17 protein-coding genes and 1 tRNA gene are annotated in these 12470 nt (G+C 33.2%); 17 read left to right on the forward strand and 1 reads right to left on the reverse strand.

The window, feature by feature from the left end; genetic code table 11:
• Positions 1-229 precede the first annotated feature (229 nt).
• From H600_RS0108135 to H600_RS0108155, 5 genes are all read left to right on the forward strand, one after another.
• Positions 230-1135: a hypothetical protein gene (locus H600_RS0108135; protein ID WP_245176547.1), complete on the forward strand. Its 906-nt coding sequence runs from the start codon at positions 230-232 to the stop codon at positions 1133-1135.
• Positions 1095-3452 carry a hypothetical protein gene (locus H600_RS0108140; RefSeq protein WP_026728317.1) on the forward strand — a complete coding sequence of 786 codons (2358 nt, stop codon included), beginning with the start codon at positions 1095-1097 and terminating at the stop codon, positions 3450-3452. The genes H600_RS0108135 and H600_RS0108140 overlap by 41 nt, the downstream gene beginning before the upstream one ends.
• A gap of 9 nt (positions 3453-3461) precedes the next feature.
• Complete coding sequence (gene mce / locus H600_RS0108145; RefSeq protein ID WP_026728318.1) at positions 3462-3866, forward strand: methylmalonyl-CoA epimerase; 405 nt, start codon at positions 3462-3464, stop codon at positions 3864-3866.
• 146 nt (positions 3867-4012) lie between these two features.
• Positions 4013-4086: transfer RNA gene (locus H600_RS0108150), tRNA-Ile, on the forward strand.
• Positions 4087-4263: 177 nt separating this feature from the next.
• A complete protein-coding gene (locus H600_RS0108155) occupies positions 4264-4521 on the forward strand; it encodes a hypothetical protein (protein ID WP_026728319.1) in 258 nt (85 codons plus the stop codon).
• A 31-nt stretch (positions 4522-4552) separates the two neighbouring features.
• Here H600_RS0108155 and H600_RS0108160 read toward each other — a convergent pair whose 3' ends face one another.
• On the reverse strand, positions 4553-5143 hold the full coding sequence (locus H600_RS0108160) for a riboflavin synthase (RefSeq protein WP_026728320.1): 591 nt from the start codon (positions 5141-5143) through the stop codon (positions 4553-4555).
• Between the two features lie 57 nt (positions 5144-5200).
• Between H600_RS0108160 and pdxA the strand changes: the two genes are divergently transcribed.
• The 12 genes from pdxA (at position 5201) to H600_RS0108220 (ending at position 12457) form a co-directional block, all read left to right on the forward strand.
• Entirely contained in the window at positions 5201-6250 is a 1050-nt protein-coding gene (gene pdxA, locus H600_RS0108165) for a 4-hydroxythreonine-4-phosphate dehydrogenase PdxA (protein ID WP_026728321.1), read from the forward strand.
• Positions 6251-6355: 105 nt separating this feature from the next.
• A complete protein-coding gene (locus H600_RS0108170) occupies positions 6356-6898 on the forward strand; it encodes a YceD family protein (RefSeq protein WP_026728322.1) in 543 nt (180 codons plus the stop codon).
• Positions 6899-6907: 9 nt separating this feature from the next.
• Entirely contained in the window at positions 6908-7102 is a 195-nt protein-coding gene (gene rpmF / locus H600_RS0108175) for a 50S ribosomal protein L32 (RefSeq protein WP_008465217.1), read from the forward strand.
• Between the two features lie 173 nt (positions 7103-7275).
• A complete protein-coding gene (locus H600_RS0108180; RefSeq protein ID WP_026728323.1) occupies positions 7276-8274 on the forward strand; it encodes a beta-ketoacyl-ACP synthase III in 999 nt (332 codons plus the stop codon).
• 23 nt (positions 8275-8297) lie between these two features.
• Positions 8298-8783 carry an acetyl-CoA carboxylase biotin carboxyl carrier protein gene (gene accB / locus H600_RS0108185; RefSeq protein ID WP_026728324.1) on the forward strand — a complete coding sequence of 162 codons (486 nt, stop codon included), beginning with the start codon at positions 8298-8300 and terminating at the stop codon, positions 8781-8783.
• A gap of 104 nt (positions 8784-8887) precedes the next feature.
• Complete coding sequence (gene accC, locus H600_RS0108190) at positions 8888-10234, forward strand: acetyl-CoA carboxylase biotin carboxylase subunit (protein WP_026728325.1); 1347 nt, start codon at positions 8888-8890, stop codon at positions 10232-10234.
• A 294-nt stretch (positions 10235-10528) separates the two neighbouring features.
• Positions 10529-10825 (forward strand): hypothetical protein, encoded by a 297-nt coding sequence (locus H600_RS0108195; RefSeq protein ID WP_026728326.1) that lies wholly within the window; start codon positions 10529-10531, stop codon positions 10823-10825.
• A gap of 48 nt (positions 10826-10873) precedes the next feature.
• Entirely contained in the window at positions 10874-11170 is a 297-nt protein-coding gene (locus H600_RS0108200) for a hypothetical protein (RefSeq protein ID WP_026728327.1), read from the forward strand.
• Between the two features lie 48 nt (positions 11171-11218).
• Complete coding sequence (locus H600_RS0108205; protein WP_026728328.1) at positions 11219-11515, forward strand: hypothetical protein; 297 nt, start codon at positions 11219-11221, stop codon at positions 11513-11515.
• Between the two features lie 23 nt (positions 11516-11538).
• Positions 11539-11826 carry a hypothetical protein gene (locus tag H600_RS0108210; RefSeq protein WP_026728329.1) on the forward strand — a complete coding sequence of 96 codons (288 nt, stop codon included), beginning with the start codon at positions 11539-11541 and terminating at the stop codon, positions 11824-11826.
• A gap of 19 nt (positions 11827-11845) precedes the next feature.
• Positions 11846-12142 carry a PepSY-like domain-containing protein gene (locus H600_RS0108215; protein WP_026728330.1) on the forward strand — a complete coding sequence of 99 codons (297 nt, stop codon included), beginning with the start codon at positions 11846-11848 and terminating at the stop codon, positions 12140-12142.
• Between the two features lie 18 nt (positions 12143-12160).
• Positions 12161-12457: a PepSY-like domain-containing protein gene (locus H600_RS0108220; RefSeq protein WP_026728331.1), complete on the forward strand. Its 297-nt coding sequence runs from the start codon at positions 12161-12163 to the stop codon at positions 12455-12457.
• The last annotated feature ends 13 nt before the right edge of the window (positions 12458-12470 follow it).

Below are 12470 nucleotides of genomic sequence, written 5' to 3' on the forward strand. Positions count from 1 at the left end.
CAAAATAACGATTATATTTGCTTTAATCGAAATTTTTTATCTATTTATTAGGATTTCCAAATTTTGAATTCACTGTATTTTTATGGTAATATTTTCTTACTTTTGACTAAAAATGTAATATTACTCCGTTTTGTTTAAAAGATATTTTTGGATTTCAATCTTCCTTTTGCTGACAGCTTGCAGTAAAAATGACAAACCTATAGTCGCTTTTTATTACTGGAAAACCAATTTGAAATTTTCAGAAACAGAAAAAGAAGTTCTAACAGACAACAATGTAGGTAAACTTTATATTCGATATTTTGATATAGGGCTTCATCCAGAAACACAAGCTCCGATTCCTATAAGTCCGATTCATTTCAAAGAGAATATGCAGTATTTTGAGATTGTTCCGGTGGTTTTTATTCAGAATAAAGTAATGCTTGAACCAAAACTTGATGTCTCAGATTTAGCCAAAAAGACAATCGGTTTGATTGATGAGATAAACAGCAAGAACAAACTAAACTGCACACAAATTCAGATTGATTGTGATTGGACTTTAAAAAGTAAAGAACATTATCTTGAGTTTATTGAACAGATTAAGAAACTTTCAAAGAAAAAACTTTCAGCTACCATTAGGCTTCATCAGGTAAAATATTTTGAGAAAACAAAAATTCCGAATGTTGATTCGGGTGTTTTAATGTTTTATAACATGGGAAGTATCGCGCCGGATTCGCTAAATTCCATTTATAACCGAGAAATTTCAGGAAAATATCTTTCCAGCTTAAAAAAATATCCGCTTCATCTGGATTATGCGCTTCCAATTTATTCTTGGGTAATTCATATTCGAGATCAAAAGGTTTTGGGGCTTCGATCAAAATTAAATTTTAGAGCGCTTAAGAAAGATAAAAATTTTGTACAGATTAGTCCAGTTTTTTTTAAAGTCAGACAATCTAATTATAAAAATGGGGTTTATTATGAAGAAAATGATTTGCTTAAAATTGAAGCAATTTCTTCAGAAAATTTAAGAAATATGGCTGAAGATTTGAACGAAAATACCACTCAGCCACCAAGAGAAATACTATTTTACGATTTAGACGAATTCAATTTAAAAAATTATGAAAAGAATATTTTCAAACAAATTATTTCTGTTTTTTAGCGCAGGACTACTTTCGATTTACGGTGTGATTTATGCATGTGCCGGTGGAGACGATTGGGATTTTTTTGGGTATAATTCGAATTTCACACCTGAAACTTTTGCTGATAAATCCTATTCGCCGCTTTTTTTGTCTAGTTCAATTTTTTATGGAATTGAATTTGATACCGAGCACAATTCCCGATTTAATAAAAACATAAAATCAGATTGGGCTTCCTACTTAAAAGGAAAAGCAGATACTACAACTGTGAATTATTTTTTAATTGGAGATGAAAAGCCTCGTTATTATTCTGATGATAAAAATGTAATTAAAAATAAAGAAGAAATTGCGGATCTTCATGTTTTTTATAAGAATAAAAAAGAGAATAAAACTTCTCAAAAGTGGGGTAAAAAATGGAATCTGAAAGATGATAAAATTAAGAGTTTTATTGAGTTTTTGTATTTGGCTCAAAAAATAGAAACGGTTTCTATTGGCGAAGATTATTGGAGTTATGATCCTGTTGTGGCAAAAACGTTTAATGATTCAAAAATGATTCAGTCGATTGAGAATGTTTATAATACGACTGCTGATCCGTTTTTGAAAAACAGATATTGGTTCTTGACCATGAAGGCTCGTTTTTATAGCAATGATAAACAAAAAGCAATTGATTTTTTTAATAAAACAGAAAGCTCTGTCGCTAAAAATACATTGTATTATCGTGCATTGAGTTATGTTGCAGGAATTAATTACAAGCAGAAAAAATATGCTGTTTCAAATTATCTGTATGCGAAAATCTTTGATAAATGTCCTGAATTGCGTGTGGTGACGGCGTATAGTTTTCACCCAAAAAATGAATCAGATTGGACAAAATCTTTGGCAATGGCAAAAGATAGTAAAGAGAAAGCAGCGCTTTGGGCAATTCATGGATTTTATAAAGATGAAAAACAGGCAATCGAAAAAATTTACGAATTAGATCCAAAAAGTGAACATTTGAATTATCTCGCAACTAGATTGGTTAACATACAAGAGCGCACCATAAATAATTCATTTAAGCAAGAGTCCGGAGAGAATCTGCCAGTGAAAATCCAGACTGTTGCCGAAAATAAAACTGAAAATCTATCTAAACTAAATAATAATGCCTTTGCATTGGTTGCTAAAATAGCAAATGCTGGAAATACGCAAAAACCTTATTTGTGGGATTTGTCTCTGGGGTATCTGCAAACCTTAAAAGGGGAATATTCAAACGCTGATAAAAGTTTTGACAAAGCTGAAAAGACGCTTCCTAAAACAGAACTGGCTGGATATCAAATCAGATTGCTTCGTTTTGTAAACAATTTAAGCAAGATTGATAAGTTGACGGATAAAAATGAAAAAACAATAATTGCAGACTTGAATTGGCTCTATTACGAGCTTCCAAAAACGTATAAAGGACAAGAATTTCGCTATCAAAATGCTTCTTCTTGGAGCAAAAGTTATTTGTCGACTCTTTATAGAGAAAAAGGAGATTTGGTAATGGCTGAAATTTTTGGCGAATCACGTTACAGTTATTGGAACGACGGGAATTCGTTTTATGATAATGAGAAGAATTTATTGGCTATAAAAAGCTTTTTGGAAAAATCGAATAAAAGTGAAATTGAAAAAACAGGTGCGGGAATTTATAGTTTGAAATTAAAAGACATTAATAATTTTCAGGCAGTTCAGGCGACTTTCAAAAATAAAATTCCAGAAGCAATTGCGTTTTTGAAGCAAACTGATTCGGTTCAATACTATAAATTTCTAGGAAATCCGTTTAACGGAAATATAAAAGATTGTCATGATTGCGAACACGCTGCATATCAAAAAAGAAAATATACCTATATGGATTTTTTGACAACGATAAAATCGATGCAGGATAAATTGGCTCAAAAAGAAGATGTTTACACAAACAGTCTTTTGTTAGGAAATGCGTTTTATAATATTTCACATTTTGGAAACGGAAGAACTTTTTATGAGAATAACATTGTTGGGTATGGCTCAAGTCCGTACTCGTTTAGAAGTACAATGAAAGAGATGATTACAAATAATTCGGTTTCGAAAATGTATTATCAAAAAGCTTTTGAAGCGGCTTTAAATAAAGAACAAAAAGCAAAATGTTTGTTTCTGATTTCGAAATGCGAAAGAAACGAGTACTACAATAAAAAATACAATAGCATTAATAATTATTGGGAAATTCAAGATGATAAAATTAATTTTATCGCTTGGAATTCGTTTAAGGCTTTAAGAAAAGACTATTCGGATACAAAATATTATCAGGATGTGATTGCAGAATGTGGTTACTTTAATACATATGTAAACCAATAAAATAAAAGAATGGTAAATAAAATAGAGCATATTGGGATTGCAGTAAAAAATATGGACGATGCAAATGTGTTGTTCGAAAAGCTATTAGGTGTTCCTTCTTATAAAGAAGAAGCTGTTGAGGGCGAAGGTGTTTTGACTTCGTTTTTTCAAACGGGAGTCAATAAAATTGAACTTTTGATGGCAACAAATCCAGAAAGTCCGATTGCAAAATTTTTGGAAAAAAAAGGCGAAGGGATTCACCACATCGCATTTGACGTTGATGATATTTATGCTGAAATTGCTCGTTTGAAAAACGAAGGTTTTGCGCTTATAAATGAAGTTCCGAAGAAAGGTGCCGACAATAAATTGGTAGTTTTTCTTCATCCGAAGAACAGTAATGGCGTTCTAGTAGAGCTTTGTCAAGAAATAAAATAAAAAAATAACTTTTTCGTTTTTAAATAAGGTATTGAAAATCAATTGCGTTATTTAATACTGATGCTTCAAAATAGAATTAAATACAAATGATGTCTTAAAATATTTGGAGTGAATGAAAAATAGTAGTAATATTGCATCCTCAAACCGGTCCTATAGCTCAGCTGGTTAGAGCACCTGACTCATAATCAGGTGGTCCCTGGTTCGAGCCCAGGTGGGACCACAAAACAAAAAAAAGCTTCATAAAATTTTATGAAGCTTTTTTGTTTTTAGGGTTGTATTTTTGCAAAAATCTTCTACATTTGTCGGGTAAAGCTCTTTGAAAACAAGGCTTGTACGAAATTTCATAAAAGACCCCAAGTCTAATTTAATATCGCTTGTCTATGGCAAGTTTAAACTTATGAAGATAACGAAAACTATTTTTTTTGCTATTTGTTTTGTTTTAATCAGTATCTCAAGTGTTTTGGCAAATAATCCACCAGCAGCATTGCCGCAGCCACAAAATAGGTCGGCTGGCGCAGCAGCAGACGACCCGGGTATTCCAGGCCCTCCTGGGGCTCCAATTGACCAAAATTTGATTGTTTTGGCGGGATGTGCAGTATTGTTCGGGACATATGCAATTCGCAGATATAATTTAATAAAAAAAGCTTCAATTTAAATTGAAGCTTTTTTTATGGGTGTTTTTCGATTTATTTGTTGATGGCGTAAAGACGAGAAATGTATTTTCCGACAACATCAAACTCTAAATTTATTTTTGTTCCTATTCTGAAATCTTTAAAATTAGTATGTTCAAAAGTGTAAGGGATTATCGAAACGCTAAATTCATTTGTTTTTGAATTTACAACAGTAAGGCTTACTCCGTTTACTGTAATAGAGCCTTTTTCGATTGTGATGTTGTTTAAATTTTTGTCGTATTCAAAAGTGTAATTCCAACTTCCATTTGCTTCTTCAATTTTGATGCAAGTTCCGGTTTGATCTACGTGCCCTTGAACAATATGTCCATCAAGTCGGTCACCAAGTTTCATTCCTCTTTCTAAATTTACAATATCTCCGGTTTTCCAATCTCCAATATTGGTTTTTAAAATAGTTTCGTCAATTGCTGTTACCGTATAAAGCGAATCCTTTATAGCAACAACCGTTAAGCAGATTCCGTTATGAGAGACACTTTGGTCAATTTTTAATTCATTAGTAATAGATGAATCAATAGTGATGTGAAGATTGCTTTGGTCTTTTTGTATTTCATGAACCCTTCCTAGGGTTTCTATAATTCCTGTGAACATTGTTGTTTTATTTTACTAAATTTGCACATCAAAATTAGTAATAAATAAGCTGAGCTCATGAATAAAAAAGCAGAAAATATAATTGTTGGAATTTCAGTTGGAGATTTAAACGGTATTGGAAGCGAAGTTATATTGAAAACATTCGAGGATTCTCGTATGCTGGAGTTGTGTACGCCAGTTGTTTTTGCAAATGCCAAAATATTGTCTTTTGTAAAAAAGAGCTTTACATCTTCGGTTCAATTTCATGGTGTAGATAAATTAGAGCAAGTTTTGCCAGGAAAAGTGAATGTTTTCAATCTTTGGAAAGAAGGCGTAGATATTAATCTTGGGAAAAATGATGAAAAAATCGGCGAATACGCAATTAAATCTTTTGTAGCGGCAACAAAAGCTTTGAAAGATGGTTTGATTGATGTTTTGGTTACGGCGCCAATTAATAAATACAATATTCAGTCAGAAGAATTTAAATTTCCTGGGCATACCGATTATTTGGATCAAGAATTAGAAGGAAATGCGCTTATGATGATGGTGCAGGATAATTTAAGAGTAGGTTTATTGACAGATCATGTGCCTTTAAATGAAGTGTCGTCGCATTTGACAGAAGAATTAATTACAAGAAAAATTGAGACAATAAGAAAATCATTGATTCAGGATTTTAGTATTGTGAAGCCGAAAATTGCAGTTTTAGGATTAAATCCGCATGCTGGTGATGGCGGCGTTATTGGAAAAGAAGATGATTTGGTTTTGAGGCCTGTTTTGAAAAAATTATTTGATGCAGGTACAATGGTTTTTGGCCCATTTCCGGCTGATGGTTTTTTTGGAAGCGGTCAGTATGAAAAATATGACGCAATTGTGGCAACATATCATGATCAGGGATTGATTCCTTTTAAAACATTGTCTTTTGGAAAAGGAGTAAATTATACAGCAGGTCTAAATAAAGTAAGGACCTCACCAGATCACGGTACTGCCTATGATATTGCTGGAAAAGATATGGCAGATTTTAATTCGTTTAAAGAAGCGGTTTATCTTGCGATCGATATTTTTCGCTCGCGTAATCAGTATGAGGAGATTAGCCAAAAACCTCTAAAAATAAAAGAAAAACAGTTATAAACAAAAAAAGGTGAATAAGATTATTAGATTTGTAATAATTTTATATCTTTGCACCCCAATTCGGATATCTGTTTACAGATTGGAATTGATCAAATTGATGTTGAAATGAGCAAAACAAAAGAATTTTTAATTCCTTTCGTAGGGTTAAAACTAGGAAAACACCATTTTGAGTATCAAATAAATAACACGTTCTTTAAGAACTTTGATTACGATGAGTTTCAAAGTTCAGATATTAAAGTCAATTTACTTTTTGAAAAAAAAAGTAATATGTTAGAGTTAGAATTCAAACATAAAGGAACTGTAAATGTGCCTTGTGATGTAACAGGCGAAGATTTTGATTTACCTATAAAAGGGAAAATGAAGTTGATTGTTCGTTTTGGAGAAGAATTCAATGATGATAATGAAGAGTTGTTGATTTTACCACATGGTGAGCATGAGATTGATGTGGCGCAATATATTTATGAAATGATCGCGCTTTCTGTCCCTCAAAAAAGAATTCATCCAGGTGTTAAAGACGGAAGTCTGCAAACAGAAGCTTTAGCAAAACTGAATGAATTAAGTGTAAAAGAACAAAAGGAAGAGAGTAACAAAGAAGAAGATATTGACCCGCGTTGGGAAAAATTAAAGAAACTATTAACGGATAAATAATATAGTAAAATGGCACATCCTAAGAGAAAAACCTCGAAAACAAGAAGAGATAAGAGAAGAACACATTATAAAGCTACTGTAGCTCAAATCGCTACATGTCCTATTACAGGTGAGGCACATTTATACCACAGAGCTTACTGGCATGAAGGTAAAATGTACTACAGAGGGCAAGTTGTTATCGATAAATCTGAAGCGGTTGCTTAATACGTTTTTGTAAATTATACTAGAACTCTCACATAGTGAGAGTTTTTTTTGTTGGTTATAATTTTCGTTTTTTGGGAAAATACACACAAAATCGTTTCGTTTTTTTTTGTAATTTTCAAGTCTTTTAAAAATTTTTCAAATACCCTGTATTTGAAAGGAAATAATAGAATATAATGAATACAATCACAGCCGCAATTACCGCTGTTGGAGGATACGTTCCTGACTTTGTACTTTCAAACAAAGTTCTTGAAACAATGGTTGAAACCAATGACGAGTGGATTACCACTCGTACCGGAATTAAAGAAAGAAGAATTCTTAAAGATGCTGATAAAGGGACATCTTACCTTGCAATAAAAGCAGCACAGGATTTAATTGCAAAAGCAAATATTGATCCATTAGAGATTGATATGGTTATAATGGCAACAGCAACACCAGATATGATGGTGGCTTCTACAGGAGTTTATGTTGCTACAGAAATTGGAGCAACAAATGCATTTTCATACGATTTGCAAGCGGCATGTTCAAGTTTCTTATACGGAATGTCAACTGCTGCGGCTTATGTGCAGTCAGGACGTTACAAAAAAGTACTTTTAATTGGTGCAGATAAAATGTCATCAATTGTAGATTATACTGATAGAGCAACTTGTATCATCTTTGGTGATGGAGCAGGAGCCGTTTTGTTCGAACCAAATTATGAAGGTTTAGGTCTACAGGACGAATATTTAAGAAGTGATGGTGTTGGGCGTGATTTTCTTAAAATTCCTGCAGGAGGTTCTTTGATACCGCCAACAGAAGAAACTGTAAAAAACAGACAGCACAATATTATGCAAGATGGTAAAACTGTTTTCAAATATGCTGTTACAAATATGGCAGATGCCAGCGAATTGATTTTACAAAGAAACAATTTGACAAATCAAGATGTTGACTGGTTGGTACCACATCAAGCCAATAAACGTATCATTGATGCTACAGCTGGAAGATTAGAATTAGAAGATTCTAAAGTTTTAGTAAACATTGAAAGATACGGTAATACTACTTCTGGAACTTTACCATTAGTATTAGCTGATTTTGAAGGCAAGCTTAAAAAAGGAGATAATGTCATCTTTGCTGCTTTTGGTGGTGGATTCACTTGGGGATCTATCTATTTAAAGTGGGCTTACGATAAGAAATAAATTAAAACTAAAAACGAATCATTATGGATTTAAAAGAAATTCAAAACCTAATCAAATTTGTAGCAAATTCGGGAGTTGCTGAAGTAAAGTTAGAAATGGATGATGTAAAAATCACTATCAGAACAACTTTAGAAACAAATGTTACTGAGGCTACTTATGTACAGCAATTGCCAGCTCAAGCTGCATTGCCACAAGCTGCTGCTCCACAAGTTGCCGCACCAGTTGTTGTAAATGTAACTCCAGAAGCTCCAGCTGCTAACGATTCTAAATATGTTACTATAAAATCTCCAATCATTGGAACATTCTATAGAAAACCATCTCCAGACAAACCAGTTTTCACTGAAGTAGGAAGCACAGTATCTAAAGGAGATGTTCTTTGTGTAATTGAAGCAATGAAATTATTCAACGAAATCGAATCTGAAGTGTCAGGAAAAATTGTTAAAATTCTTGTTGACGACATGTCTCCAGTTGAATTTGATCAACCTTTATTCTTAGTAGATCCATCATAAATAAATTTAGATTTTAGATTTTAGATTTTAGAATGGTTCAATTTTTTTTAAATCATCTAAAATTATCTAATTATCAAATTGTCTAATTATCTAATTAAAATAAGATGTTTAAAAAAATATTAATTGCGAATAGAGGAGAAATTGCACTTCGTGTAATTCGTACATGTAAGGAAATGGGAATTAAGACGGTTGCCGTTTACTCTACTGCCGATGCAGAAAGCTTGCATGTTAAGTTTGCTGATGAAGCGGTTTGTATTGGTCCCCCGCCAAGTAATTTATCGTACTTAAAAATGTCAAATATCATTGCCGCTGCAGAAATTACAAATGCAGATGCAATACACCCAGGATACGGTTTCCTTTCTGAGAATGCTAAATTCTCAAAAATTTGTCAAGAGCACGGAATCAAATTTATTGGTGCTGCTCCTGAAATGATCGATAGAATGGGAGATAAAGCTTCTGCAAAAGCTACAATGAAAGCGGCAGGAGTTCCTTGTGTGCCAGGTTCAGACGGATTGTTAGAATCTTATGAGCATGCACAAAAAATTGCCAAAGAAATTGGCTATCCAGTGATGATGAAAGCTACTGCTGGTGGTGGTGGAAAAGGAATGCGTGCCATCTGGAAAGAAGAAGATCTTTTAAAAGCTTGGGAAAGCGCACGTCAAGAAGCTGCTGCGGCATTTGGAAATGACGGAATGTACATGGAGAAACTTATTGAAGAGCCACGTCATATCGAAATTCAAGTTGTTGGAGATTCTTACGGAAAAGCATGTCACCTTTCTGAAAGAGATTGTTCAGTTCAACGTCGTCACCAAAAACTTACTGAAGAAACACCTTCACCTTTCATGACAGACGAACTTCGTACAAGAATGGGAGAGGCTGCTGTAAAAGCGGCTGAATTCATTAAATACGAAGGAGCTGGAACTGTAGAATTCTTGGTTGATAAACACAGAAATTTCTACTTCATGGAAATGAATACTCGTATTCAAGTTGAGCACCCAATTACAGAACAAGTAATTGATTACGATTTGATTCGCGAGCAAATTATGGTAGCGGCTGGTATTCCGATCTCAGGAAAAAATTACTTGCCACAATTGCACGCTATCGAGGTTCGTATTAATGCTGAAGATCCTTATAACGATTTTCGTCCTTCACCAGGAAAAATCACTACACTTCATATGCCAGGAGGACACGGAGTTCGTTTAGATACTCACGTTTATTCTGGTTACAGTATTCCGCCAAACTACGATTCTATGATTGCTAAGTTGATTACAACTGCACAATCTCGTGAAGAAGCTATCAGTAAAATGAGAAGAGCTCTTGATGAATTCGTGATTGAAGGTGTGAAAACTACAATACCTTTCCACAGACAATTAATGGATGATCCGAAATACATAGAAGGAGATTATACAACTGCTTTTATGGAAACATTCAAAATGAATAGTCCAGAATAATTTTAAAGGCTGCCGATTTCGGCAGCCTTTTTTGTATTATCGCAACCCAACAAGTTTTGTGTCTTGTTGGGTTTTGTTGTTTTAATGCATTAGGAAACACTAAAAGTGTATAAAAATTACACACTAATTAAATAAATTACACACTTTTTTAGAAATGCTATTTTTTGGCATAATGGTCATAATTCCTTTGTTTTTAAGGGTTTGAGTGGTGCAGAGTGCGATTTGTGGTTTACGGCATAATAATTTCATTATCTAAAGCGTAAACAACTACAAACAAAATTAAAATATACATTTATGAAAAAGCTATTCTTATCAGCCGCTATTGTTTTGGGAGGTTTAACTTCATTCGCAGCAAATTCTTCACTTGAAGATTCTATTATAAAAACGATTTCTATTCAAGATGAATATACCGAAATCAAATTAGAAGAATTACCAGCTCCAATAACAGAGGCGTTAAAAAAAACATTTCCAAATGCAGTGCTTACAAAAGCATACAAAAATGCAAAATCTGAATACAAATTAGATGTTACTGTTGGTGAAAAAACAGGAAATCTTTTTGCTAACGCTGACGGTAGCTGGATTCAAAAATAAGTTTGAACAACGCTAAATAAAATTAATTAACTCTTAAATATACACACTATGAAAAATTTATTCTTATCAGCCGCAATCGTTTTGGGAAGTTTAACATCATTTGCTTCAACTTCGCCAATCGAAAATACAATCGTAAAAACAATTTCTATTCAAGATGAATATACAGAAATTAAATTAGAAGAAGTTCCTTCTGCAGTTACAGATGCTCTTAAAAAAGCATATCCAGATGCAGTTTTGAACAAAGCCTACAAAAATACTGCATCACAATATAAACTAGAAGTAGCAGTAGGAGATAAAGTAGGATCTCTTTATGCTAATGCAGACGGAACTTGGATTAAAAAATAATCCCTTTTTGTTCCAATCAAATTATTAATACTATTTAAAACTACTATCATGAAAAAATTATTTATATCAGCCGCAATCGTTTTGGGAAGTTTAACATCATTCGCTTCAACTTCACCAATCGTGAATACAACCGTAAAATCAGTTTCTATCCAAGATGAATTTACAGAAATTAAAAACGAAGAAGTTCCAACTGCTGTAACAAATGCACTTAAAAAAGCGTATCCAGATGCAGTTTTAAATAAAGCATACAAAAATGCTGCTTCTCAATATAAATTGGAGATTACAGTAGGTGACAAAGTTGGTTCTTTGTATGCTAACGCTGATGGATCTTGGGTTAAAAAATAATCACTAACTAAAAAACTTTCATTATGAAAAAGATATTATTATCGGCAGCTATCCTTTTAGGAGGACTGTCAATACAAGCCGCGCCAATTGTTGTTGGATCAACAACAGAATTAGTAAAATTTCAAGATGAGTATAAAGAAGTTGATGCTGTTCCGGCAGCTATTAAAACGGCTTTGGATAATGCTTATCCTGGTGTAAAACTTGAAAAAGCTTACGTAAACGATAAAAAAGAGTACAAAATCGAAATTATCGTTCGTGATGTAAAATCAATAGTTTACACAGATGCCCAAGGAAACATTCTTAAAAAGTAACTAATAAATTATCCCCACTATGAAAAAGTTAATCTTATCGGCAGCAGTTCTTTTGGGAGCTTTGTCAATGCAGGCAACAAATGTTGCAGTAACAAATGAAATGGTACAATCAGTTAATGTTCAAAATGAATTTACTGAAATTGGCGCAGACGCTGTTCCTGCTGCTGTAAAATCAACGATTGAGAAATCTTTTCCAAATACAAAGCTTGAAAAGGCATATAAAAATGAAAAGAATGAATACAAACTAGAAATTTCTAGTGGCGATAAAAAGTATACTGTTTTTACAGATGCTTCTGGAAACATCATTAAAAAATAATTCTAAATCTTGAGCAATATGAAAAAGTTAGCCCTAGCAGCAGTTGTTATTCTAGCAAGTTTGTCTGTTCCTGCAAATGCTACAACTACTCCAAATAAAACAGCAATGTCAGTTTCAGTTCAAACAGAATATACAGAAGTAGCTACAGACGCTGTTCCGGCGGCTGTCAAAACTGCTCTACAAACGGCTTATCCAAATGCAAAATTGGAAAAAGCTTATGTAAACGAGAAAAAAGAATACAAATTAGAAATATCAGTTAAGGACCAAAAGGCTACTGTTTATTCAGATGTCAATGGCAATTGGCTGAAAATATAATAAATATATTATA

The sequence above is a fragment of the Flavobacterium denitrificans DSM 15936 genome, from assembly GCF_000425445.1.
In the GTDB taxonomy this organism is placed as follows: Bacteria; Bacteroidota; Bacteroidia; order Flavobacteriales; family Flavobacteriaceae; genus Flavobacterium; species Flavobacterium denitrificans.